Below are 24800 nucleotides of genomic sequence, written 5' to 3'. Positions count from 1 at the left end.
CCGCCGTGAACGGACCGTACGTCGCCCCGCCCGATCCGACCCGCGACGGCGCACGAGTCGTCTACCTCGACCACAACGCCACCACCCCCGTCGACCCCCGCGTGGTCGACGCGATGCTGCCGCTCCTCGCAGGCGGCTTCGGCAACCCCTCCAGCGGGCACGCCTACGCCGCAGCGCCCCGCCACGCGCTGGCCCGCGCCCGCCGCCAGGTCGCCGCGCTCGTCGGCGCCGAACCGGCGGAGATCGTCTTCACCGGCTCCGGGTCCGAGGCGAACAACCTCGCCCTGCGCGGCGCCGTGCTCGCCGCCCCCGAGGGACGGCGGCGGGTGATCACCCAGGTCACCGAGCACCCCTCCGTCCTTCAGACCTGCCAGGCCCTGCACCGCCTCGACGGCGTCGAGGTGACGTGTCTGCCGGTGGACGCGCGCGGTCTGGTCGACCCCGCCGACCTCGCCGCCGCGCTGGACGACCGCACCGCCGTCGTCTCGGTCATGGCCGCCAACAACGAGACCGGCACCCTCCAGCCCGTCGCCGACCTCGCCCGCCTCGCCCACGACCACGGCGCCCTCTTCCACTGCGACGCCGCCCAGGCGGCGGGCAAGGTCCCGCTCGACATCGGAGCCCTCGGCGCCGACCTCCTCACCGTCGTCGGCCACAAGATGTACGCCCCGAAGGGCGTCGCGGCGCTGTGTGTCCGCACCGGCGTCCGTCTGGAGCCCGTGGTGTACGGCGGCGGCCAGGAGCGCGGTCTGCGCGCGGGCACCGAGAACGTCGCCCTCGCCGTCGCCCTCGGCACCGCCGCCGACCTCGCCGCCTCGGAGCTGGCGGCGGGCGAGGGACGACGCCTCACGGACCTGCGCGACCGCCTGCACCGGGCGCTGGAGCGTGCCCTGCCGGGGCGGGTCCACCTCAACGGCTGCGAGCGACGCCTGCCCGGCACCCTCAACATCAGCGTCGAGGGCACCACAGGACACGAGCTGCTCGCCGCCGCCCCCGGACTCGCCGCCTCCACCGGGTCCGCCTGCCACAGCGGCGCCCACACTCCCTCGCCCGTGCTGAGCGCCATGGGCCACGACGACACCCGCGCCCTCGGCGCCGTACGCCTCTCGCTCGGGCGCTGGACGCGCGCCGAGGACGTCGACCGGGCCGCCGCCGCACTCGCCGACGCCGCCCGCGCGCTCACCCCGGCCCGCTCCGGCGCCCTCTGACCTGCCCCCGCGCCCGCCCGGACTTGCGGGCCGCCGCCCAGCCGGTAGCGTCGACAACAGGCTGTGCCCCTTTGCGCGAAGGAGTGGGCGGATGGTCGTCAAACGGTTGCTGGACATGTGGCCGGTGTACCGGCAGATCACCGGAGCCGACTGGCTGGGCCGGGGCAAGGCCGTCCAGTCGAAGCGGTCCCGCACGCTCAAGCCACGCGTCGAGGAGGCGGACCGGGTCGTGCACTCGGTCTGCCCCTACTGCGCGGTGGGCTGCGCGCAGAACGTCTTCGTGAAGGACGAGAAGGTCATCCAGATCGAGGGCAACCCGAACAGCCCGGTCAACCGGGGACGCCTGTGCCCCAAGGGCTCGTGCAGCAAGCAGCTCGTCACCGGACCGCAGCGTGAGAACTACGTGCTCTACCGGCCGCCGTACGCCACCGACTGGGAGCGCATGGACCTGGACACCGCCATGGGCATGGTGGCCGACCGGGTCCTGGACGCGCGGCGCAGGGGCTGGCAGGACACCGACGAGCAGGGCAGGGTGCTCCGCCGCACCCTGGGCTTCGCGGGTCTGGGCGGCGCGGCGCTGGACAACGAAGAGAACTACCTGATCAAGAAGTTGTTCACGGCGCTCGGCGCGATCCAGATCGAGAACCAGGCGCGTATTTGACACTCCGCCACGGTTCCCGGTCTGGGAACCTCGATCGGACGCGGCGGTGCCACCAACTACCCGGAGGACCTGACCAACGCGGACTGCATCATCCTGATGGGCTCCAACATGGCCGAGGCCCATCCGGTCGCCTTCCAGTGGGTGACCGAGGCCAAGGTGGGCGGCACGCGGGTCATCCACATCGACCCGCGCTTCACCCGCACCAGCGCCCACGCCAACCAGCACGTGCGGATCAGGGTGGGCAGCGACATCGCCTTCCTCGGCGGCGTGGTCAACTACATCCTCTCCAACGACCTGCACTTCAAGGAGTACGTGCAGGCGTACACCAACGCGACGTTCATGGTGAACGAGAACTTCCGGGACACCGAGGACCTGGACGGTCTCTTCAGCGGCTACGACCCCGAGACCGGTAGCTACGACAGCTCCAGTTGGGCGTACGAGACCGTCGAGGAGGGGACCGACGGACGGCAGGGCAGCACGCTCATCTCCGCCACCCCCGCCCAGGCGAAGGGCGGTCACGAGGCGCCCCCCGGTCAGCCCGGCACGATCGCGACCGACCCCACCATGACGCACCCGCGCTGTGTGCTCCAGATCCTCAAGCGGCACTACGCCCGGTACACACCGGAGATGGTCGAGCGGGTCTGCGGCATCACCCAGCGGCAGTTCCTCGACGTGTGCCGCGCCTGGACCGAGAACTCGGGCCGCGAGAAGACCACCGCGCTCATCTACAGCGTGGGCTGGACCCAGCACACCGTCGGCGCCCAGTACATCCGCGCCGGTTCCATCGTCCAGATGCTGCTCGGCAACCTCGGGCGCCCCGGCAGCGGCATCCTCGCCCTGCGCGGTCACGCCAGCATCCAGGGCTCCACGGACATCCCGACCCTGTACAACCTGCTGCCCGGCTACATGCCGATGCCCAACGTCACCCACCACACGCTGGACAAGTTCGTGGAGGACGTGCGGCACGTCTACCGCAAGGGCTACTGGTGGAACGCCGACGCCTACATGGTCTCCCTGCTCAAGGAGTACTGGGGCGACGCCGCCACCGCGGAGAACAACTTCTGCTACGACTACCTGCCACGCATCGACGGCGACCACGGCACGTACCAGACGACCATGGACATGATCGCCGGCAAGGTCTACGGCTACTTCCTGATGGGGCAGAACCCCGCCGTCGGCTCGGCGAACGGGCAGCTCCAGCGCCTCGGCCTGGCCAATTTGGAGTGGCTGGTCGTCCGCGACCTCGCGATGATCGAGAGCGCGACCGTCTGGCGGGACGCCCCGGAGATCGAGCGCGGCGAGATCTCCACCGAGAAGTGCCCCACCGAGGTGTTCTTCTTCCCCGCCGCCTCCCACGTGGAGAAGTGCGGCACCTTCACCCAGACCCAGCGCATGATCCAGTGGCGCGACGTGGCCGTCGAACCCGTCGACGACCGCCGCTCCGACCTGTGGTTCTTCTACCACCTCGGCCGGATCGTCCGGGAGAAGCTCCAGCACTCCGAGGACGAACGCGACCGTCCGATCCTGGACATGGCCTGGGACTACGAGATGGAGGAGGGCGACGAGCCCTCGGCTGCGGATGTCCTGCGCCACATCAACGGCATCGACCTGAAGACCGGTCGTACGCTGGACAGTTACGAGTACCTCAAGAACGACGGCTCCACCGCCTGCGGCTGCTGGATCTACACCGGCGTCTACGCGGACGACACCAACCTGGCGCGCAGGCGCAACTCCCGCTTCGAGCACCCGATCTCGGAGGGCGAGTGGGCCTTCGTCTGGCCGCTGAACCGGCGGATCCTCTACAACCGGGCGTCGTCCGACCCCGAGGGACGCCCGTGGAGCGCCCGCAAGGCTCTCGTCTGGTGGGATGAGGGGAAGCAGGAGTGGATCGGCGGCGACAAGCCCGACTTCCAGCGGCACAAGCCACCGGACTTCCGTCCCGCGCCGGACGCGCACGGTCCGGACGCACTCTCCGGCGACGACGCCTTCATCATGATGGGCGACGGCAAGGCGGCGCTGTACACGCCGACCGGTCTGGTGGACGGACCGCTGCCCACCCACTACGAGCCGGAGGAGTCCCCCGTCCGCAACCCCCTGTACGGGCAGCAGTCCAACCCGACGCGGACGATCTACAAGAAGACCTTCAACCCCTACAACCCCTCGCCGCCCCAGCCGCACGAGGAAGTGTTCCCCTACGTGTTCACCGCGTCGCGGTACACCGAGCACCACACGGCAGGCGCGATGAGCCGCACCCTGCCCTACCTCTCGGAGCTGCAGCCCGGTCTCACCGTCGAGGTGTCGCCGGAACTGGCCGCCGAGCGGGGACTGCACCACATGGGCTGGGCGCACGTGATCACCAGCCGTACCGCGGTGGAGGCCAAGGTGGTCGTCACCGACCGGCTGGCACCGCTGAAACTCGACGGCCGCACGGTGCACCAGATGTGGATGCCCATCCACTGGGGCAACCTCGGCATCACCACCGGTGACGTGACCAACGACCTGATCGGCGTCGTGCTCGACTCCAACGTGCTGATCCAGGAGAGCAAGGTCATGACCTGCGACATCCAGCCCGGCAGGCGCCCCCGCGGACGCGAACTCCTGGCGTACGTCGAGGACTACCGGCGCCGCGCCGGGGTCACCCTGGACACCGGCACCCACGAACTGACGGTCGACTACCCCGAAGCCGAGACGTCCTCGCACCCACCGGACGGCCGGCAGCCGGGCGGAGGCCGCACCGCCACCCCGGGCTACGGACCGGAGGCCACCTGATGAGCACGGACATGGACCACACGGCCAAGGACGAGGCCAAAGGCACCGCCGGGCAGCCGGAGGAGGGCTGGGACAACAGCTTCTTCGGCCCGCTGGCCGACCCCGCCGGAGACGCCGGATACCCCGACGACCACCCGCCGCGGATGGGGTTCTTCACCGATACCTCCATCTGCATCGGCTGCAAGGCGTGCGAGGTGGCGTGCAAGGAGTGGAACGCCGTCCCCGCCGACGGCTTCGAGCTGACCGGCATGTCCTACGACAACACCGGCTCGCTCGGCGCCAGCAGTTGGCGGCACGTCGCCTTCATCGAGCAGGACCTCCGACTCGGCGACCAGGACTCCGGTCTGGTCGGGCTGCCCACCGGACCCTCCGGCACCGAGACGGCCGCCGAGACCGTCGCGGGCGCGCTGCGCAAGGGCCACCGCGCGGGCGGCGAACTCGGCACCGAACCGGTCGACCTGGGCTTCCCCAGCTTCGACCTGCCCGGCGCCGGGAGCGGCGAGGAGACCCGGCAGGACTTCCGCTGGCTGATGTCCTCCGACGTGTGCAAACACTGCACCCACGCCGGCTGCCTCGACGTCTGCCCGACCGGCGCGCTCTTCCGCACCGAGTTCGGCACCGTCGTCGTCCAGCCCGACATCTGCAACGGCTGCGGCTACTGCGTCTCCGGCTGCCCCTACGGCGTCATCGACCGGCGCCCCGACGACGGCCGCGCCTGGAAGTGCACGCTGTGCTACGACCGGCTCAAGGGCGGTCTCGAACCCGCCTGCGCCAAGGCGTGCCCCACCGACTCCATCCAGTTCGGCGAGCTGGACGAGCTGCGCGAGCGCGCCGACCACCGCCTGGCCCAGCTCCAGGACGCGGGCGTGAAGTCCGCCCAGCTCTACGGCCGCGACCCCGAGGACGGAGTCGGCGGCGACGGCGCCTTCTTCCTGCTCCTCGACGAGCCCGAGGTCTACGGACTGCCGCCGGACCCGATCGTCACGACCCGGGACGTCGGCTCCATGTGGAAGCACGCCGGAGTGGCCGGTGCGCTCATGGTGGCCGCGACCGCCGCCGTGTTCTTCAAGGGAGGACGTCGATGACCGAGCACGCGTCCGGCGACGGCGGCACGCACGCGGCTGGCAACGGCGGCCGGAAACGGAAGAAGAAGCACGGCGGCGAGGAGTCGATGGTCCCCGACGCCGACTTCAAGTCGTACTACGGCCGCCCCGTGCTCAAGCCCCCGGTCTGGGAGTGGATGGTCCCCGCCTACCTCCTCACCGGCGGACTCTCGGCGGGCGCCACCCTGCTCTCCGTGGGCGCCGATCTCACGAACAAGCCCGCGCTGTGCCGCTCCTGCCGCATCGGCGGCTTCGGCGCCCTGCTCGCCTCCAGCTATCTCCTCATCGGAGACCTCGGCCGCCCCCTGCGCTTCCACCACATGATGCGCGTGGCCAAGCCGACCTCCCCGATGTCCATGGGCACCTGGATCCTCATGTCCTACGGTCCGGGCAGCTCCCTGGCCGGGATGGTCGAGTGCCTGCCGAAGTCCTGGCGCACCCACAGCCGCTACGGCCCCCTCCTGAAGTGGGTCGCCCGGCTCAGCGGGATGTCCGCCGCCGTGATCGCGCCCGCCCTCGCCTCGTACACGGCCGTCCTCCTCGCCGACACCGCCGTGCCCGCCTGGCACGGCGCCTACCGGGAGATGCCGTTCGTGTTCACCGGCTCCGCCGCCGCCAGCGCCGCGGGTCTCGCGCTCGCCACGACGCCGATCAAGGAGGCGGGTCCCGCCCGCAAGCTGGCCGTCCTCGGCGCGGCGATCGAGATCACCGCCGCCCGCCTCATCGACCGCAAGCCGGACTTCGAGACCTCCACGTTCACCCACGGCGAGCCGCACCATCTGCGCCAGACCTCGGAGCGCCTCACCCTCGCCGGTACCCTCGTCGCCGTCACCCTCGCCCGGCGCAGCCGTATCGCCGCCGTGCTCGGCGGACTCGCCCTCGTCGCGGGCAGCGGCTTCCAGCGCTTCGGCACCTTCGAGGCGGGTGTGGAGTCCACCAAGGACCCGATCTACGTGGTGAAGCCGCAGCGCGAACGCCTCGACGCCCGCCGCGCGGAACAGGAGCGGCAGCGGCAGGAGGAGGAAGCGCGCGCGCAGGGGCAAGCGGGGGAGCAGCAGAGCGGGCAGTGATCATCGCGCGCCACACCGGCCGGTGCCCCGTACCGGCCGGTGTGGCGCGGGTGCCCCCGGACGCCGGTCGTCGTAGCCTGGCAGGTGCCTCAGCCGCCCAGGCCGGAACGAGGGTGCCCGATGGACCGCCGTCACGCCTCCGCCACGGACGCCGCCCCGCCCGTCGACGAACGGCGGCGGCTGCCCCGTACCGACGTGCTGCTCGCCGACCCCCGGCTGGACGCGGCCGCGTCGCGCCTGGGACGCGACTTCGTCAAGGAGGTCGTCGCCCGCGTCCAGGACCGGGCCCGCTCCGGAGAGGTGCCCGTCGCCGAGATCGCCGACCGCGCGGTCGCCGCCCTGCCCGCCACCGCCTCCGCGCTGCGCCCCGTCCTCAACGCCACCGGCGTCCTGCTCCACACCAACCTCGGTCGCGCCCCGCTCTCCGACGCCGCCCGCGACGCCGTCCTCGCCGCCTCCGGCACCACCGACGTCGAACTCGACCTCGCCACCGGCGCCCGCTCCCGCCGCGGGCGCACCGCGCTGGACGCCCTGCGGCGCGCCGTACCGGACGCCGGGGACGCCCACGTCGTCAACAACGGCGCCGCCGCGCTCGTCCTGGCCGCGACCGCGCTCGCCCAGGGCCGCGAGATCGTCGTCAGCCGGGGCGAGATGGTCGAGATCGGGGACGGCTTCCGCCTGCCCGACCTGCTCGTCTCCACCGGCGCCCGGCTCCGCGAGGTCGGCACCACCAACCGCACCACCCGCGCCGACTACGCCACCGCGATCGGTCCCGACACCGGCTTCATCCTCAAGATCCACCCCTCCAACTTCCGCGTCACCGGCTTCACCAGCGAAGCCACCGTGACCGAACTCGCCGGTCTCGGCGTCCCCGTGATCGCGGACATCGGCTCCGGGCTGCTCACCCCCGAACCCGCCCTGCCCGACGAACCCGACGCCACCACCTGGCTGCGCGCCGGTGCCTCCCTGGTCACCGCCAGCGGCGACAAACTCCTCGGCGGACCCCAGTGCGGACTCCTCCTCGGCGACGCCGAGTTGGTACGACGCCTCGCCCGGCACCCCCTTGCCCGCGCCCTGCGCGTCGACAAACTCACCCTCGCCGCCCTGGAGGCGACCGTCCGCGGACCCCGCACCCCGACCGTCGCCGCACTCCGCGCCGACGTGGCGGAACTGCGCGAGCGCGCCCAGCGGCTCGCCGCCATGCTCCGCGCCGACGGCATCGACAGCCGGGGCGTCGACAGCGAGGCAGTGGTCGGCGGCGGCGGCGCCCCCGGCGTCACCCTGCCCAGCGCCGCCGTCTCCCTGCCCGCCGAGTACGCCGCCCGGTTGCGCCAGGCGGACCCCGCCGTGATGACCCGCGTCGAGAACGGCCGCTGCCTGCTCGACCTGCGCGCCGTACCCGAGGACGCCGACGCCCAACTGGCCGAAGCGGTACGGCAGTCCGCGCCCGCCGAGGACACCGCCACCACCGGAACGGGGAGTTGACCGTGCACGTCGTCGCCACCGCCGGACACGTCGACCACGGCAAGTCCGCCCTGCTGCGCGCCCTCACCGGCATGGAACCCGACCGCTGGGCCGAGGAACGCCGCCGGGGCATGACCCTCGACCTCGGCTTCGTCTGGACCCGGCTGCCCGGCGCGGGCGACCTCGCCTTCGTGGACGTACCCGGACACGAACGCCTCGTGGGCAACATGCTCGCCGGAGTCGGGCCCGTCCCCGCCGTCCTCTTCGTCGTCGCCGCCGACCAGGGCTGGCAGCCCCAGTCCGAGGAACACCTCGCCGTCCTCGACGCGCTCGGCGTACGGCACGGACTGCTCGCCGTCTCCCGCAGCGACCTCGCGGACCCCGAGGCGACCCGCGAACAGGCACTCGCCCGGATCGCGGAATCCTCCCTCGGCAAGATCCCGAGCGTCGCCGTCAGCCCGGTCACCGGACAGGGCATCGACGACCTGCGCGCCGCCCTGGTCCGGCTGACCGGCGAACTGCCCGCCCCCGACCTCGACGGCGACGTACGGCTGTGGGTGGACCGCGCCTTCACCGTGCGCGGCCACGGCACCGTCGTCACCGGCACCCTCGGCGCGGGCACCCTGCGCGTCGGTGACCGGCTCCAACTGGCGCGCGACGGCGCGCTGTTGCGAGTGCGCGGTCTGGAGAGCCTGAAGGAGACCCACCAGGAGACCGGCGCGGTCGCCCGGGTCGCCGTCAACGTCACCGGACCGGGCGCCGCAACCCTGCGCCGGGGCGACGCGCTCCTCACCCCGGACCGCTGGCTCACCAGCGACACCGTCGACGTACGGCTGCGCGGCGACGCCGCCCGCGACCTGCCGCGCGAACTCACCTTCCACGCGGGCTCGGCGGCCGTCCCCGTCACGGTCCGCCCCCTCGGCGAGGACACCGCCCGGCTGCGCCTGGCCGCACCCCTCCCGCTGCGCGTGGGTGACGGCGCGCTGCTGCGCGACCCCGGACGCCACCGGATCCCCGCCGGAGTCACCGTCCTCGACGTCCGCCCGCCCCGCCTCACCCGGCGCGGCGCGGCCGCCGCCCGCGACCTCGAACTGAGCACCACACCAGGGCGCGCCGACGGCGCCGCCGAACTGCGCCGCCGCGGGCTCATCCGCCGCTCCGACCTGCTCGCCATGGGCGTACCGCCCCCCGCCGAACCCGTCACCGGCGAATGGCTCGCGGACCCGGACCACTGGGCTGCCCTGAAGACCCGCCTCGCCGAAGCGGTCGAGCAGCACGCCGCCCGCCACCCCCTGGAACCCGGACTGCCCCCCGAGGAGGCGCGCCACGCCCTCGGACTGCCGGACCGCGCCCTGATCGACGCCCTCCTGGCCCAGTCGCCCGCCCTGCGCCACAGCGAGGGCCGGATCTACGGCGCCGAGGAGCGCCCCAGCCTCCCGCCCGAGGTCGAGGCAGCCGTCGCGCGGGTACGCGAGGACCTCACCCGCGAGCCGTTCCACGCCCCGGACGCCGACAAGCTGCGCGAACTCGGTCTCACGCCCAAGCTGTTGGCGGCGGCCGAGGCGGCGGGCGCGCTGCTGCGGATCGACAAGCACCTCGTGCTGCTGCCGGGCGCCGACGCGCGGGCCGCCGCGGTGCTCGCCAGCCTGGACCAGCCGTTCACCGCGAGCCAGGCGTGCCGGGCGCTGAACACCACCCGCCGGGTCGGCATCCCGCTGCTCGAATACCTGGACCGGCACGGCCACACCGTGCGCGTGGAGGGCGCCCTGCGCCGCTGCCGGAGCGCGGAATGAGGGGGAGCGGGATCACGCCGACCGCTTCGATCGCTCCGGCCGCTTCGACCCCTTCGACCTCGCCGGGCGAGGGAGCGCGGGGATTGGCGGAGACGAACGGGAATCGAACCCGCCTGCCCGAGTTGCTCGGACACCTCGGTTTTGAAGACCGGGAGGGCCACCAGGCACCCTTGCGTCTCCCCGCGGGCCGTCACAGGGCGAATGCCCCGGCCACCCGCACATCGAACCCCCGCCCCCGCCCCGAGTCAACACGCCACACGGCATCCCCCCAGGGCGCGGCTCGAACGCACCCCGGGCGCCCCCACCCGCAGATGTGAGCGAGGACTGAGACAGCCATGACAGACATCCGCACCACTTACGAGCGCGACACCGTGCGGCTCACCCAGTACGCGCACGGCGGCGGCTGCGCCTGCAAGATCCCGCCGGGTGAGCTGGAGGACATCGTCGGCGGGCTCACACCCTCCGGCTCGGCCACCGACGACCTGCTCGTGGGTCTCGACCACGGCGACGACGCGGCGGTCGTCCGGCTCCCCGGCAATCTCGCCGCCGTCGCCACCGCCGACTTCTTCACCCCCGTCGTGGACGACCCCTATGACTGGGGCCGCATCGCCGCCGCCAACGCCCTCTCCGACGTCTATGCCATGGGCGGCACCCCGCTCGTCGCCGTCAACCTGCTCGGCTGGCCGCGTGACGTGCTCCCCTTCGACCTGGCGCGCGAGGTGCTGCGCGGCGGCATGGACGTCGCCACGGAGGCGGGCTGCGCGGTCGGCGGCGGCCACAGCGTGGACGACCCCGAGCCCAAGTACGGCATGGCGGTGACCGGCGTGGTCGACCCGGACCGCCTGCTGCGCAACGACGCCGGACGGGCCGGGGTGCCGCTGTCGCTGACCAAGCCGCTCGGTCTCGGCGTCCTCAACAACCGGCACAAGTCGACCGGCGAGGTCTTCCCGCAGGCGGTGGAGACGATGGTCGCGCTCAACCGCGACGCGGCACGGGCCGCGCTGGACGCGGGCGCCGTCTGCGCCACCGACGTGACCGGCTTCGGCCTCCTCGGCCACCTCTTCAAGATGGCGCGCGCCTCCGGGGTGAGCGCCGTCATCGACTCCGCCGCCGTCCCCTACCTCGACGGCGCCGTGGAGGCTGCCCGCGAGGGATACGTCAGCGGCGGCACACGCCGCAACCTCGACTGGGTCGCGCCCTACACCGACTTCGGCGACGCCGACGAGCTGAGCCGGCTCCTGCTGGCCGACGCCCAGACCTCCGGCGGGCTGCTCGTCGCGGGGGAGGTGCCGGGCGCGCCGGTGATCGGGGAGCTGGTGCCGGAGGGGGCGTACCGGCTGGTGGTGCGCTGACGGGGGCGGTGGTTCTCGGCGGGACGGGAGTCGAGTCGGGCGGCGCGCCGGCCGTCGCGCCAGGCGTCGGGACGCGCGTCGGCGCAGGCGTCGGGAGGGGTGCCGGGGGCGTCGGCGGACTTGTCGGTGGCGCCGCCCGTCAGGCGTTCGCCAGGGACACCTCGGTCGACTTGATGAGCGCGACGACGCGCGTACCCGCCGCCAGACCGAGGTCGTCCACCGCGTCCCTGGTGATGGCGGCGGTCAGCTCGCCCGCCTCCACGGCGACCTTCACGGCAGCCATCGAAGGTCCGGCGGTCACCTCGCTGACCGTGCCGGGCAACTGGTTCCGGATGGACAGCCCCTCCACCTGTCCGGTGGCGAGCGCGACCTCGGTGGACTTCATCATGGCCCGCACGGCGGAGCCCTCGGTGAGCCCGAGATCCCGGACGGCGTCCTCGGTGATCGCCGCCGTGAGGTCGGGTCCCCTCTCGACCCGTACCTTCACCGTGGCCATCGCCTCCCCGTGCGCGATCTCGGTGACGGTGCCGGGAATTTGATTGCGAATGCTCAGGCTCATGACGTTTCTCCTGTGAATGCGGTGACGTCTGTTCAACCTAAACGGGACAGAGCGGGGCGGTTTTCCGGCGGTCGCATTCGCTGCCCGCGCGGGCGTAGGAGCCGGGCAAATCAGAGGAGGGCTCGCCCGGTCGGCTCAGGGACGCCCGGACGCACCGCTGAGCGGTCGTGGACGCATCTGCGTGGTCTCGATGGCTTTGTGGCTCGCATGTGCGGCTCTCAAGCGCCTTCATCCTGGCATGTGCGTGTGCATAAAAGGCTCGTTCGCTGTGCCGTGGGTCACGTTTTCGAGGGTCCTGGGGGTGGGGTGCGGGGCTGATCGGGTGAGCGCGGGTGGGCTCTGCGGGGTGGGGCGGGTGTCGCGCGAAGCCCTCAAAGCCCTTGCTGAACAGGCAAGTTGACCTGACCGTCGCGTCCGTTCGTCATGCGGTCGCGCTCTGTGGATTTGGTTGAAATCCGTACAGATAGGTACCTCCTATCAAGCGGTCGAGTTCCCTTCTTTGACGGCCTCGGGTGCCCGGGTGGAAGGTTGTTATCGACACGGAAACCGGAAAGGAATTCCGGAGCGAAATTCCGTGGTCTCACACAGGAGGAAATCGTGGCGAAGATTGTCTGTGTTCTGTACCCGGACCCGGTGACGGGTTTCCCGCCGAAGTACGCCCGCAACGACCTGCCGAAGATCGAGGGCTACCCGGGTGGTCAGACCCTGCCGTCCCCGAAGGCCATCGACTTCACCCCCGGCGAGCTGCTCGGCAGCGTCTCCGGTGAGCTGGGTCTGCGCCGCTTCCTCGAAGAGCGCGGCCACACCCTCGTGGTGACCTCGGACAAGGAGGGCCCGGACTCGGAGCTGGACCGTCACCTGCCCGACGCCGACGTCGTCATCTCGCAGCCGTTCTGGCCCGCCTACCTCACCCCCGAGCGCATCGCCAAGGCCCCCAAGCTGAAGCTCGCCCTCACCGCCGGCATCGGCTCGGACCACGTGGACCTGGACTCCGCGATCGCCCGTGGCATCACGGTCGCCGAGGTCACCTACTCCAACTCCATCAGCGTCGCCGAGCACGCGGTCATGATGGTCCTCTCCCTGGTCCGCAACTACCTCCCCTCCCACAAGTGGGCGGCCGAGGGCGGCTGGAACATCGCCGACTGCGTCTCGCACTCCTACGACCTCGAGGGCATGGACGTCGGTGTCATCGCCGCAGGGCGCATCGGTGTCGCGGTCCTGCGTCGCCTGAAGCCGTTCGACGTCAAGCTCCACTACACCGACAAGCGCCGGCTGCCCAAGGAGATCGAGGAGGAGCTGAACCTCACCTTCCACCCCACCGCGCAAGACCTCGCGAAGAACGTGGACGTGGTCTCCATCCACGCCCCGCTGCACCCCGAGACGCTGAACCTGTTCGACGAGAAGCTCCTGAACAGCATGCGCAAGGGCTCCTACATCGTGAACACCGCCCGCGCCCAGATCGTCGACCGCGACGCCGTGGTCCGCGCCCTGGAGTCGGGTCAGCTCGGCGGCTACGCCGGTGACGTGTGGTACCCGCAGCCCGCCCCGGCGGACCACCCGTGGCGCACCATGCCGTTCAACGGCATGACCCCCCACATCTCCGGCACCTCGCTGACCGCCCAGGCGCGTTACGCGGCCGGTACCCGCGAGATCCTGGAGAACTTCCTCGACGGCACCCCGATCCGCGACGAGTACCTCATCGTCGACGGCGGCAAGCTGGCCGGCACCGGCGCCGCCTCCTACACGGCGGGCGACAAGAAGAAGTAAGCCCCACCGGCTGTGACAGGGGCGGACGATACCGGTCTCGCCCGCCCCGGCCACGGTCCCCCCGTCCGGAGTTTCTCTCGCCGGTGTGGGCGGGTGTGACTCCGACGCGGACAGGACGGAATTTCCCAGGACGGGATTTCCCAGGACGGGATTTCCGTCGGCATAAGAGGTCGTTTTCTCCGGGGGTGAAAAACCGGAGGGGGCGACCTCTTGCCGTGTCATCACCGCATCAATTCAAAAGGCGCCACCCGACGCCTCATAACCGTTGCCTATCGAGGCGAGTGCCGTCCTCGACGGGCATCAGCACCGAGAGAGTCACCGTGCCCATTCCCCTTCAGCACGCCTTGGAAGAGCAGGCCACCGCCGCGCGGACCAAGGTGTCCCTCCTGCGCAGTCCCGGCCGTTATCTGCTGCTCTCCGCACTCGCCGGAGCCTTCATCGGCGTAGCGGGTGTGCTCCTCATCATGGTGACCGGGCCGCTCGGCGCCCAGCACTCCGCCTGGACCAAGCTGATCCAGGGCGGCGTCTTCGGCATCGCGCTCATCCTCGTCGTCTTCGCCGGGTCGGAACTGTGCACCGGCAACGTGCTGACGATGACCCAGGGAGTGACCAGGCGCCGCGTCTCGCCGCTAGGCGCCGTCGGCGTCATCGTCTTCTCCTTCATCGGCAACCTGATCGGCTCGATCGTCTTCGCCTGGATCGTGCACAGCGCCGGTGTCCTCGACATGGTCGGCGTCCCCGGCAAGCCCGCCCCCGGCGCCACCCTGCTCACCGGCATGCTGACGACCAAGATCCACGAGAGCACCGAGGCGCTCTTCTTCCGCGGGGTCCTGTGCAACTTCCTGGTCTGCCTGGCCCTCTGGACGGCCGGGCGGACCCGCTCCGACGGCGCCAAGATCGCCCTGATCTTCTGGTGTCTGCTCGCCTTCATCGGCTCCGGCTTCGAGCACGTCGTCGCCAACATGACGTACTTCTCGCTCGGCCTCTTCCAGCACGTCCCCGGCGTCACCGTCGGCGCCTTCGCCCGCGACCTGCTCTTCGTCGGTCTCGGCAACCTGGTCGGCGGCGCGGTCCTGGTCGGCATCGCGTACAGCGTGATCGCCCGCCCGGCCAAGGGCGCCGGTACACACACCGACACACAGACCGACACGCAGACGGGAGCGCCCGTCGCTCCGCCGGTCGGCGCGCAGACCGGCGTCCCTGTCGAGACCGCCAAGAGCTAGCGCCCCGCCCGCCCTCGCCCCGTTCCCCGCCGCTCGCCCCACCCCAGAAAGGCCCATCCCCCATGCCCAGCACCGGCACCACCCGGCCGCCCCGGATCCTCATCGTCGGCGGTGGCTACGTCGGGCTGTACACCGCCCTGCGCCTGCTCAAGAAGCTGCGCAAGCACGAGGCAGCCGTCACCGTGGTCGACCCGCGCCCGTACATGACGTACCTGCCCTTCCTCCCCGAGGCCGCCGGAGGCAACATCGCCGCCCGCAACCTCGTCGCCCCGCTGCGCCCGGCGCTCAAGGGCGCGGAGGTCGTCACCGGTCATGTCGTCGGCGTCGACCACCAGGCGAAGACCGCCACCATCGTGCCCGCGGCGGGCGACGAGTACGAGCTGCCCTTCGACTACCTCGTGGTCGCCACCGGTTCCGTCTCGCGCACCTTCCCCGTCCCCGGTCTCGCGGAGCACGGCATCGGTCTGAAGACCGTCGAGGAGGCGATCAGCCTGCGCGACCACGTGCTGTGGCAGCTCGACAAGGCCGACTCCACCACCGACCCGGAGGTCCGCCGCAAGGCGCTCACCTTCGTCTTCGTCGGCGGCGGCTTCGCGGGTGTGGAGGCCGTCGGCGAGATCGAGGACATGGCCCGGGACGCGGCGGAGAACTACTCGGGCGTCAGCCGCGAGGACATGCGCTTCATCATGGTCGAGGCGGCGAACCGCATCCTGCCCGAGATGGGTCCCGACCTCGGCGTATGGACGATGCAGAAGCTGGAGGAGCGCGGCATCGAGATCTACCTCAACACCTCCATGGAGTCCTGCCTCCACCAGCACGTGGTGCTGAAGAACGGCGTCGAGACCCCCGCCTCCACCATCGTCTGGACCGCCGGGGTCAAGCCCAGCCCGCTGCTCTCCGACTTCGGTCTGCCGCTCGGTCCGAGGGGCCACATCGACACCGCCCCCACCCTCCAGGTGCAGGGCATGGACTACGTGTGGGCGGCGGGTGACAACGCCCAGGTGCCGGACCTCGCGTCGGGCGAGGGCGCCTGGTGCCCGCCCAACGCGCAGCACGCCGTACGCCAGGCGCTCGTCCTCGGCGACAACGTCGTCGCCCGGCTGCGCGACGACGAGCCGAAGGTGTACCGGCACAAGAACCTCGGCGCGGTGGCCAGCATCGGTCTGCACAAGGGCGTGGCCATCCTGTTCGGCAAGTACAAGCTCAAGGGCCGCCCCGCCTGGTGGTTCCACCGGCTCTACCACGGCAGCCGGGTGCCGACCATGAACCGCAAGCTGCGGGTCTTCCTCGACTGGACCCTCGCCGTCTTCCTGCGCCGGGAGACCGTCGGTCTGCCCGCAATGGCCCACCCGCGCGACGCGTTCGTGGACGCCTCCCTCCCGGAACCGCTGCTGCGCCGCGCCGACCGCGCCAACAGCCTTTCCTGAGCGGGCGGTTCGGTCTCAGTCCGCCGTCAGTCCGCCGTGCGGACCGCGCGCAGCAGGAAGTGGTGCGGCGCGTCCTCGTAACACGCCGTCCGCCAGCCCGTCGCGCGCAGGGCGGGGAGCAGGTTCCCCTCGGTCAGCGGGTCGTCCGGGGCGAGGGGGCGGCCGTGGCGGGCGGCTCGTTCGGCGTGGCCGGAGGGGTGGAAGAGCAACAGGACGCCCAACGGCGCGGTCACGCGGGCCCATTCGCGCAGCGCACGGCGCGGGTCGGGGAGGTGGTTGAGCAGCCCCGCGCTGAAGACGCCGTCCACCGCCCCGGTCCGCAGCGGGAGACGGCAGGCGTCGGCCAGCAGCAAGTGGCCCTGTGCGCCCCGGCCTTGACGGGCGGCGGCGGTCAGCATGGCGGGCGTGAGGTCCACCCCGGCCACGACGCCCGCCGGGCCGACCTGGTCGCGCAGCGCGGGCAGCACCCGGCCGGTGCCGCAGCCCACGTCCAACGCCCGCTGCCCGGACCGCAGTTCCATCCGGTGGGCGGCGGCCGCGTACCGGGGACCGTCGTCGGTGAACCGCTCGTCCCACGTCGCCGCCCGGCGGGTGAAGAACGCTCTCGTCGTGGTCCGTTCCGCCCGGTCCGCGACGAGAGCGGCGAAGCGGCCGTACACGCCGTCGGCGTACGGGACCGGGTGGACCGGGTGGAGTCGCACGCCCCAGGCGGAGGGGCCGATGCGGAGCACGCGTACGTCGCCCTCGTCGTGCGGGGCGGGCGCGTGGTCCGTGTGGTCCGCGTGGTCCGCGTGGTCGTGGAGTGCGCCCTGCGGGGGATCGCCGTCGGAGGGCGCGTACGATCCGGCACCGCCGTCTGCCGCCAGGGCCAGCAGCCGCGCCCCCGTCCCGACGCCCAGCACCGGCACCTCGGCGTCCAGCGCGGCGCGCAGCAACGCCAGTTGAGCGGCGGGGGCGCCCGCCGGGCCGTCCAGCACCACCAGGGCGACCATGCCGTCCACCGTGTCCGGCACCCGCTCGCCCGCCCAGACGCGGCGGACCCGTACCGGCAGCCCGGTGGCGGCGAGCGTGGCGGCGACGGCGGAGGGGTTCTCCACCGCAGTGTGTTCGACGATCTGGATCACGGCTCACCACCTCACGCGCGACCCGCACCGGACCGGACGGCGCGGACAAAGGACGGGAACGGGTCTTCGTACCTCTCGTTTGCCAGCCTATTACGGCCGAGCAGGTCGCGAATGCGAGGGGTGATGCGCCGCGACGGGCTGTCACGGCTAGCTTGTGCGCGTACACGCACAGGACATAGCCGACCTCTCTCCGTGAGGAGCGCCATGAACTTGAGCATGCGCAACCAGATCCCCGGCACCGTCACCGACATCGCGCACGGCGAGGTGATGGCGACCGTGCGGGTGCGACTCGACGGCGGTCAACGCCTCACCGCGGCGATCACCCTGGAGTCCGTCAAGGACCTCGGGCTGGCCGAGGGGTCCGCCGTGCGGGCCATGATGAAGTCCACCGAGGTCGCGCTCGCCACGGGCCGCGTGGAAGGGCTCTCCATCCGCAACCAGCTCCCCGGCACGGTCACCGGTCTGGCCGTCGGCGGCGCGATGGCCACCGTCCGGGTCGCCGTCGACGGGGGCGAACTCACGGCGGCGATCACCAAGGAGGCGGTGACCGACCTCGGGCTGACGGAGGGCTCGCCGGTCGTGGTGCTGATCAAGTCGACGGAGGTCTCGCTGGCCAGCGAGTGATGCCTGGCAGCGCGTGATGCCGGGCCATCTGTGACGCGTGGCTGCGTGTGCCGCGTGGCTGCGCGTGACGCCCCGCCGCGTGCGACGGGTCCCCTTCCGACCCCCACCCCGTGCCCCGCTCCACGGGAGCACCTACGCTGCACTGGTAGGCAGCAGTGCCCCGGGGCACGGGCGGAGAGGGGACAACCACGTGGCCGGCAACGGACAGGGCGCCCCCACCGACGTGCCCGAACGGATACCGCCCGGCCAGCGCCTCGTCCACGGCTGGCCCGTCTCGCACTACGGCTCCGTACCCCGCTTCCGCCCCCAGCGCTGGAACCTGCGCGTCTTCGGCGCCACCGCCTCCGGCGACGAGCGGCAGTGGCTGTTCGACGACCTGGCCGCGCTGCCGCACACCACCGTCGTGGCCGACCTGCACTGCGCCACGGGTCCCACCTCCACCGACCACGAGTGGTACGGCATCCCCGCGCGCGCCGTCCTCGACCTGGTCCCGCCCGCACCCGAGGTCAGCCATGTCATGGCCTGGGCGGAGTACGGCTACTCGGCCAACCTCCGCCTCTCCGACTTCGACACCTCCGAGACCGTCCTCGCCACCCACCACAACGGCGAACCCCTCACCGCCGAACACGGTTTCCCCCTCCGCCTGGTCGTCCCCCACCTCTACGGCTACAAGAGCCCCAAGTGGCTCCGCGCCATCGAGTACCTCACCGAGGACCGCCGGGGCTTCTGGGAGGAGCGCGGCTACCACAACATCGGCGACCCCTGGCGGGAGCAGCGGTACTCGTACCAGGAGAAGCCGGGCGACGGTCCGGACTCCGGCTGAGCGGAGCGGGGCGAACCGGAGCGGAGCGGGGCTGAGCGTGGCGCCCGGGCGCCCCCCTTCCCGTGCGCGGGCGGCACTGACAAGATCGTCCGTGACCGCGCGTCCAGTTGACCCGGAAGGAACCGACGAGAACATGCGAGGCATCCCGGCCCGTGGCCTGACGGAGACATGCGGATGAGCGCCGAGGACGAGTCCGTACTCCTGCGCACCGACGGACGCGCCGCACACATCGTGCTCAACCGGCCCCGGGCGCTCAACGCGCTCAACCACGCCATGGTCCGGCGCGTCGACGAAGCGCTCACCGTGTGGGAGGACGATCCGGCTGTTGAGACCGTCGTCGTCACCGGCGCGGGGGAGCGCGGGCTGTGCGCGGGCGGCGACATCCGGGCCGTGCACGACGACGCGCGCGACGGTGACGGCACCGTCTCGGCCGCGTTCTGGCGCGACGAGTACCGGCTCAACGCCCGCATCGCCCGCTACCCGAAGCCGTACGTCGCCGTCATGGACGGCATCGTGATGGGCGGGGGCGTCGGGATCTCCGCGCACGGGAGCGTCCGGATCGTCACCGAGCGGTCCCGGGTCGCGATGCCCGAGACCGGCATCGGATTCGTCCCGGACGTCGGCGGCACTTGGCTGCTCGGGCGGGCGCCCGGCGAGCTGGGGACGTACCTCGCGCTCACGGGCGTCGCCGTCGGCGCGGGGGACGCGCTCCTGTGCGGGCTCGCCGATCACTACGTGCCCTCCGGCGCGCTCCCGGAGCTGCTGGCGGATCTCGCCGTCCTCCCGGCGCGGGAGGCGGTGGAACGGCACGTCCAGCCGTCGCCGGAAGGGGAGTTGGCGGCACACCGCGAGTGGATCGACGCGTGCTTCGCCGCCGACACGGTCGAGGAGATCCTGCGCCGCCTGCTCGCCCACGACGACCCGGCGGCGAAGGAGGCGGCGCAGACTCTGCTCACCCGGTCCCCGTCCGCGCTCAAGACGACGCTGGCCGCGGTGCGCCGCGCCCGGCGGCTCGACACCCTGGAGGCGGTCCTCGACCAGGAGTTCCGCGTCTCCTGCGCCTTCCTCGCCCACCCCGATCTGGTGGAGGGGGTCCGCGCCCAGATCATCGACAAGGACCGGGACCCGCACTGGTCCCCGGCGACCCTGGACGAGGTCACGGACGCGGACGTGGAGCGCTTCTTCGCGCCTCTGGGCGAGCGGGAGCTGGGGCTGAACCTCCGTGCGTCCGACGGGAGTTGAACCGTCGTACGCACGGAGGTCGTTCGCGGCTACGACAGGGCGGACTCCTCCCGTACCGTCCGGGCGGCGCGGACCAGGTTCTCCAGGGAGGCGCGGGTCTCGGGCCAGCCGCGGGTCTTCAGGCCGCAGTCGGGGTTGACCCAGAGCCGCTCGGCGGGGATGGCCTTGAGACCCGCGCGCAGCAGGTCGGCTGCCTCCTCGGCGCTCGGTACGCGCGGGGAGTGGATGTCGTACACGCCGGGTCCTGCCTCGCGCGGGTAGCCGTGGGCGGCGAGTTCGCGGGCGACCTGCATGTGCGAGCGGGCGGCTTCCAGGCTGATGACGTCGGCGTCGAGGTCGTCGATTGCCTGGACGATGTCTCCGAACTCGGCGTAGCACATGTGGGTGTGGATCTGGGTGTCCGGGCGCACCCCGCTGGTGGTGAGGCGGAACGCCTCGGTGGCCCAGTCGAGGTAGGCGGGGCGGTCGGCGGCGCGCAGGGGCAGGGTCTCGCGCAGGGCGGGTTCGTCGACCTGGATGACGGAAGTGCCCGCCGCCTCAAGGTCGTTGACCTCGTCGCGCAGGGCGAGTGCCACCTGGCGTGCGGTGTCGCCGAGGGGCTGGTCGTCGCGGACGAAGGACCAGGCGAGCATGGTGACCGGGCCGGTGAGCATCCCCTTGACGGCGCGCTCGGTGAGCGACTGGGCGTAGGTCGTCCAGCGGACGGTCATGGGTTCGGGGCGGGAGATGTCGCCCGCGAGGATCGGCGGGCGGACGTAGCGGGTGCCGTAGGACTGGACCCAGCCGTGCCGGGTGGCGAGGTAGCCGGTGAGCTGTTCGGCGAAGTACTGCACCATGTCGTTGCGTTCGGCCTCGCCGTGCACCAGGACGTCCAGTCCCGCCTTCTCCTGGAAGGAGATCACCTCCTGGATCTCCGCCCTGATCCGCTCCTCGTACCCGGCCGTGTCGATCCGGCCCGCGTTCAAGTCGGCGCGGGCGGAGCGCACTTCGGCGGTCTGCGGGAACGAACCGATCGTGGTCGTCGGGAGCAATGGCAGCCCGAGATGCGCGCGTTGGGCTGCCGTCCGCTCGGCGTACGGCTGGGAGCGGCGGGCGTCCGCCTCGGTGACGGCGGCGGCGCGGGCGCGCACGGCGGGGTCGTGGGTGATGGGGGAGGACGCCCGTGATGCCAAGTCCGCCCGGTTGGCGGCGAGTTCGGCGGAGATGGCGCCGGTGCCGTGGGTCAGCCCCTTGGCGAGGGTGACGATCTCTGCGGTCTTCTGCCGGGCGAACGCCAGCCAGCGCAGGATCTGCGGATCGATCTCCCGCTCGGCTGCGGCGTCGAGCGGCACGTGCAGCAGGGAGCAGGAGGCGGACACGTCGACCCGGTCGGCCAGACCGAGCAACGTACCCAGAGTGGAGAGGGACTTCGCGAGATCGTTCACCCAGATGTTGCGTCCGTCCACGACTCCCGCGACCAGCCGCTTGCCCGGCAGCCCGCCCACGGCGGCGAGGTCCTCCAGGTTGCCCGCCCTGGTGAAGTCGAGCGCGAGACCGTCGACGGGCGCCTTGGCCAGCACCGGCAGTGCCGCGCCGAGCCGGTCGAAGTACGAGCCGACCAGCAGCTTGGGCCGGTCGGTGAGGGCGCCGAGTTCACGGTACGTCCGCTCGACGGCGTTCAGTTCGGCCGGGGTGCGGTCCTGTACCAGGGCGGGCTCGTCCAGTTGCACCCACTCGGCACCGGCCGCGCGCAGGTCGGCAAGGACCTCGGCGTAGACCGGCAGGAGGCGGTCCAGCAGGGTGAGCGGTTCGAAGTCGGCGGGGGCGCCGGGCGCGGGCTTGGCCAGCAGCAGATAGGTGACGGGACCGACGAGGACCGAGCGCGCGGTCAGCCCCAGGGCGAGGGCTTCCTTGAACTCGCCCACCTGCTTGGCGGAGTTCGCGGTGAAGACGGTGTCCGGACCCAACTCGGGCACCAGATAGTGATAGTTGGTGTCGAACCACTTGGTCATCTCCAGCGGCGCGACATCCTGGGTGCCGCGTGCCATCGCGAAGTAGCCGTCCAGGGCGTCGGCTTCGACGGCGTCGCGGTGGCGTTCCGGGATCGCGCCCAGCATGACGGTGGTGTCCAGGACGTGGTCGTAGTACGAGAAGTCACCGGTCGGCACCTCGTGGATACCGGCGTCGGCGAGCTGGCGCCAGTTGGCGCGGCGCAGTTCGGCTGCCGTGTCCTGGAGGGCGTCGGCGCTGACGCGTCCCTTCCAGTAGCCCTCGACGGCCTTCTTCAGTTCCCGGTTGCCGCCCTGGCGGGGGTAGCCGTACACGGTCGCCCGTGCTGCCGCGGCTGCGGACTTGGTGGTCACGGAGATCTCCTTCGCGAGATGAATCCCTGAGATCCCGGGGACACCACGAGCGCGCGAAGGGGCGACGGACCGCACGGCAACCGCCGTTCGATCGTCTGCGCCGACCCGCCCTCGAGGTCACCGGAATGCCGCGCACGAGCGTTCGCGCGCGGGCAGTGGCAGGTCTTCGGACTCGCGAGCACGTCCTCCGTCTGCCGGAGGACACCTACTGGCCGTCGCTTCCCAGGTCCGCTGCGGACCCAGTGCGTATGACGGCGGTCGTTCCCGCTCACCGCTGCGGGGCAGTCCCGGATTCCCACCGGGTTCCCTCTTGCGACGCCCCCGCCTGGCGGACGGGTCGAACCATCTGCACGGGCCAGCCTAGGGGGCGCGGACCGGACGCGGGGAGTGACGTCCACCATTCGGATGGATCGGTGGGCGCCTCCGACAGCGTGAGGGAGGCTGCGGCGCGAGGGAGGCTTGCGCGGGAGGCTTCGGTCAACGCCTCGGCGGCGGGACGGCGTACAGCCCGAGGATCTCCGGCAGGGGCGCGAGCCCCGGACCCCCGGCGCGCACCCACTCGATGATGTCCTCGGTCGCGGCGGGGTCGTTCACCAGCCCCAGCCAGACCGGCCGGCCCCCGGCCGCCCGCCCGGCGGCGGACGGCTGCACGACGACGACATTGGCCCGCTCGCACGCGTCGAGACACTCCGAGACACGCACCGGCACCTCGGCACGCAGCCGCGCGGTCTGCGCCGCGTGATCCACCCCGGGCACCTTGGCGGTACCGCAGCAGCAGTCCCGGCACACGACGACCCGGCACGGCACGGGCCGCCCCGGTGCGCTCACGGCTTCGGACGGCGCCTCGGACACGCTGGACCACCCCTCTCCCCGATTGCTCCGACCATGATCGCAGAACCGGAGTCACCCGTATGCGCTACGGGCGGGGGTGGGTGACGAACACGTCCGAGACCTCATTGGTGTCGTCCGGGACCATGGTGTCGTCGGTGGAGGTGAAGACCGCCGCGCCGCCGTCGCGGGTGACCGAGCCGGGGACCGCGGTGGCGGAAGCCGCCGGGGCGACGGTGCGCTGTCGGCCGGTGCGGAGGTCCCGCAGAACCAGGGAGTCGCCGTCGGTGAGCAGGACGTGCCGCAGCGAGCCGTCGCCCGACACGGCCGGGCCGTCGGCGACGCGGCGGACCTGACCGGTGCGGAGATCGCGCACGTAGGCGACCCATATCCCGTCCCCGGTCTGGACGTTGAACAGCACACGGTGGCCGTCGGCGGAGAGCTGGACCAGGTGCGCCGGGGCGCCGGTGTCGACACGTCGGGTCGTGCCGGTGTGGCGGTTGCGCACATGGATCTCGCCGTCTCCGGCGCTCGTGACCACACCGTAGGCCAGGGTGCGACCCCTCGCGTCGAGCGAGGCGCCGCTGACCATGGAGTCGGAGTCCAGCTTGACGATCCGATCGTCCGCGCCGGTGACCAGGTCACGCACGTAGAGCACGCCCGCGTACTCCAGACCGTGCCGGTTGCCCAGTGTGTACGCGACGCTCCGGCCGTCACCGCTGATGGCCGCCGTCTCGCCCAGCTCGTACGCGTCGCCGTCGGCGGGCCACAGTTGCCGCGTCTCGCCGGTCACGCGGTCGTAGACGTACGGCTTGGGATAGCGGTTGCTGTCGGAGTACGCGATCCGGCGCCCGTCGGCGCTGAGTCCGGTCAGCGTCGTGTACACCAGGTTCTCCGGCACCTTGGTGAGCCTGCCGGTGCGCAGGTTCTTGAGGTACAGCACCTTGTCGATACCGCCGGAGGGGTCGCCGCTCAGGAACGCGGCGTAGCGTCCGTCGGCGCTGATCACGCCGCCCGCCGACGCCTTGGGCAACTGGCTTCCGTCCGACCCCGTGCTGATCCGCTCGACTTTCGCGCCGGTCGAGTGACCGGTCGAGTGGGCGGGAGCCGCCACCGCGGTGCCCGCTGCCCCCGTGAGCACCAGCACGGCCACCAAGGACACCCGCACAGCACCGGACATGCGTTCCCCCCGAGATCCCCTGTGCCCTCGGCCCCTCACCGAGGACTCCCCGCGGGGATGGAACCGTACGGCCAACTCGCGGGTCAACCAGCCGAATTGCGTACAACCCGGGTGCGTGATCGCGGGTCCGCGTGAGGGTGCCGGTCAGCCGAATAACTCCGAACGCGCCGGGAACCGGACGCCCTCCGCGTCCGACTCCTGTGGGGAAGGAAGGCGTCCCCACCAGTACGGAGATCCGCAC

Annotated in this window: 18 protein-coding genes, 1 tRNA gene and 1 riboswitch; of the genes, 13 read left to right on the top strand and 6 right to left on the bottom strand. The window is 71.9% G+C overall.

All coding sequences use genetic code 11. The features are described from left to right. Window positions 1-5: 5 nt before the first annotated feature. The 6 genes from IF655_RS06465 (at window position 6) to selB (ending at window position 10068) form a co-directional block, all read left to right on the top strand. Entirely contained in the window at window positions 6-1208 is a 1203-nt protein-coding gene (locus tag IF655_RS06465; RefSeq protein WP_199582824.1) for a cysteine desulfurase family protein, read from the top strand. Window positions 1209-1299: 91 nt separating this feature from the next. After that, window positions 1300-4638, top strand: coding sequence for a formate dehydrogenase (gene fdh, locus IF655_RS06455; protein ID WP_277952656.1), 3339 nt, complete (start codon window positions 1300-1302; stop codon window positions 4636-4638). Continuing rightward, a complete protein-coding gene (locus IF655_RS06450) occupies window positions 4638-5723 on the top strand; it encodes a 4Fe-4S dicluster domain-containing protein (protein WP_242488576.1) in 1086 nt (361 codons plus the stop codon). Before fdh ends, IF655_RS06450 begins: the two co-directional genes overlap by 1 nt. Then, window positions 5720-6811, top strand: coding sequence for an NrfD/PsrC family molybdoenzyme membrane anchor subunit (nrfD, locus tag IF655_RS06445; protein WP_199582818.1), 1092 nt, complete (start codon window positions 5720-5722; stop codon window positions 6809-6811). The genes IF655_RS06450 and nrfD overlap by 4 nt, the downstream gene beginning before the upstream one ends. Window positions 6812-6931: 120 nt before the next feature. After that, window positions 6932-8296, top strand: a complete 1365-nt coding sequence (selA, locus tag IF655_RS06440) for an L-seryl-tRNA(Sec) selenium transferase (protein ID WP_199582816.1) — start codon at window positions 6932-6934, stop codon at window positions 8294-8296. Window positions 8297-8298: 2 nt separating this feature from the next. Continuing rightward, window positions 8299-10068: a selenocysteine-specific translation elongation factor gene (gene selB, locus IF655_RS06435; RefSeq protein ID WP_199582814.1), complete on the top strand. Its 1770-nt coding sequence runs from the start codon at window positions 8299-8301 to the stop codon at window positions 10066-10068. Between the two features lie 84 nt (window positions 10069-10152). Here the strand turns inward: selB and IF655_RS06430 are convergent. Continuing rightward, a tRNA-Sec gene (locus tag IF655_RS06430) sits at window positions 10153-10248 on the bottom strand. A 155-nt stretch (window positions 10249-10403) separates the two neighbouring features. Here IF655_RS06430 and selD point away from each other — a divergent pair. Further along, on the top strand, window positions 10404-11420 hold the full coding sequence (gene selD, locus IF655_RS06425; protein ID WP_199582812.1) for a selenide, water dikinase SelD: 1017 nt from the start codon (window positions 10404-10406) through the stop codon (window positions 11418-11420). A gap of 139 nt (window positions 11421-11559) precedes the next feature. On the opposite strand, the gene IF655_RS06420 is transcribed toward selD, so the two are convergent. After that, complete coding sequence (locus IF655_RS06420; RefSeq protein ID WP_199582810.1) at window positions 11560-11979, bottom strand: molybdopterin-binding protein; 420 nt, start codon at window positions 11977-11979, stop codon at window positions 11560-11562. A gap of 597 nt (window positions 11980-12576) precedes the next feature. Here IF655_RS06420 and IF655_RS06415 point away from each other — a divergent pair. The 3 genes from IF655_RS06415 (at window position 12577) to IF655_RS06405 (ending at window position 16396) form a co-directional block, all read left to right on the top strand. Beyond that, on the top strand, window positions 12577-13746 hold the full coding sequence (locus tag IF655_RS06415; protein WP_199582809.1) for an NAD-dependent formate dehydrogenase: 1170 nt from the start codon (window positions 12577-12579) through the stop codon (window positions 13744-13746). Between the two features lie 320 nt (window positions 13747-14066). Continuing rightward, the gene (locus IF655_RS06410; protein WP_307814868.1) at window positions 14067-14969 is read left to right on the top strand and encodes a formate/nitrite transporter family protein; all 903 of its coding nucleotides are present in this window, start codon (window positions 14067-14069) and stop codon (window positions 14967-14969) included. A gap of 62 nt (window positions 14970-15031) precedes the next feature. Beyond that, window positions 15032-16396: an NAD(P)/FAD-dependent oxidoreductase gene (locus IF655_RS06405; protein WP_199582805.1), complete on the top strand. Its 1365-nt coding sequence runs from the start codon at window positions 15032-15034 to the stop codon at window positions 16394-16396. 26 nt (window positions 16397-16422) lie between these two features. Here the strand turns inward: IF655_RS06405 and IF655_RS31615 are convergent, their stop codons facing one another. Continuing rightward, entirely contained in the window at window positions 16423-17520 is a 1098-nt protein-coding gene (locus tag IF655_RS31615) for a methyltransferase domain-containing protein (protein WP_199582803.1), read from the bottom strand. Window positions 17521-17724: 204 nt separating this feature from the next. Between IF655_RS31615 and IF655_RS06395 the strand changes: the two genes are divergently transcribed. The 3 genes from IF655_RS06395 to IF655_RS06385 all read left to right on the top strand — a co-directional run bounded on the left by IF655_RS06395 (window position 17725) and on the right by IF655_RS06385 (window position 20209). Further along, on the top strand, window positions 17725-18144 hold the full coding sequence (locus IF655_RS06395) for a molybdopterin-binding protein (RefSeq protein ID WP_199582801.1): 420 nt from the start codon (window positions 17725-17727) through the stop codon (window positions 18142-18144). Window positions 18145-18334: 190 nt separating this feature from the next. Next, entirely contained in the window at window positions 18335-18967 is a 633-nt protein-coding gene (locus tag IF655_RS06390) for a sulfite oxidase-like oxidoreductase (RefSeq protein ID WP_199582799.1), read from the top strand. A 174-nt stretch (window positions 18968-19141) separates the two neighbouring features. Beyond that, window positions 19142-20209 carry an enoyl-CoA hydratase/isomerase family protein gene (locus IF655_RS06385; protein ID WP_199582796.1) on the top strand — a complete coding sequence of 356 codons (1068 nt, stop codon included), beginning with the start codon at window positions 19142-19144 and terminating at the stop codon, window positions 20207-20209. A 29-nt stretch (window positions 20210-20238) separates the two neighbouring features. On the opposite strand, the gene metE is transcribed toward IF655_RS06385, so the two are convergent. From metE to IF655_RS06370, 3 genes are all read right to left on the bottom strand, one after another. Then, entirely contained in the window at window positions 20239-22551 is a 2313-nt protein-coding gene (metE, locus tag IF655_RS06380) for a 5-methyltetrahydropteroyltriglutamate--homocysteine S-methyltransferase (protein WP_199582794.1), read from the bottom strand. Window positions 22552-22711: 160 nt separating this feature from the next. Continuing rightward, a riboswitch (cobalamin riboswitch) is annotated at window positions 22712-22863 on the bottom strand. Between the two features lie 165 nt (window positions 22864-23028). After that, the gene (locus IF655_RS06375) at window positions 23029-23358 is read right to left on the bottom strand and encodes a hypothetical protein (protein ID WP_307814885.1); all 330 of its coding nucleotides are present in this window, start codon (window positions 23356-23358) and stop codon (window positions 23029-23031) included. Between the two features lie 109 nt (window positions 23359-23467). Next, window positions 23468-24559 carry a hypothetical protein gene (locus IF655_RS06370; RefSeq protein WP_242488575.1) on the bottom strand — a complete coding sequence of 364 codons (1092 nt, stop codon included), beginning with the start codon at window positions 24557-24559 and terminating at the stop codon, window positions 23468-23470. Window positions 24560-24800 lie beyond the last annotated feature (241 nt).

This window comes from Streptomyces sp. DSM 110735, from assembly GCF_016482685.1.
Taxonomy (GTDB): Bacteria; Actinomycetota; Actinomycetes; order Streptomycetales; family Streptomycetaceae; genus Streptomyces.
This window is presented reverse-complemented; position numbering and strand designations above follow the sequence as displayed.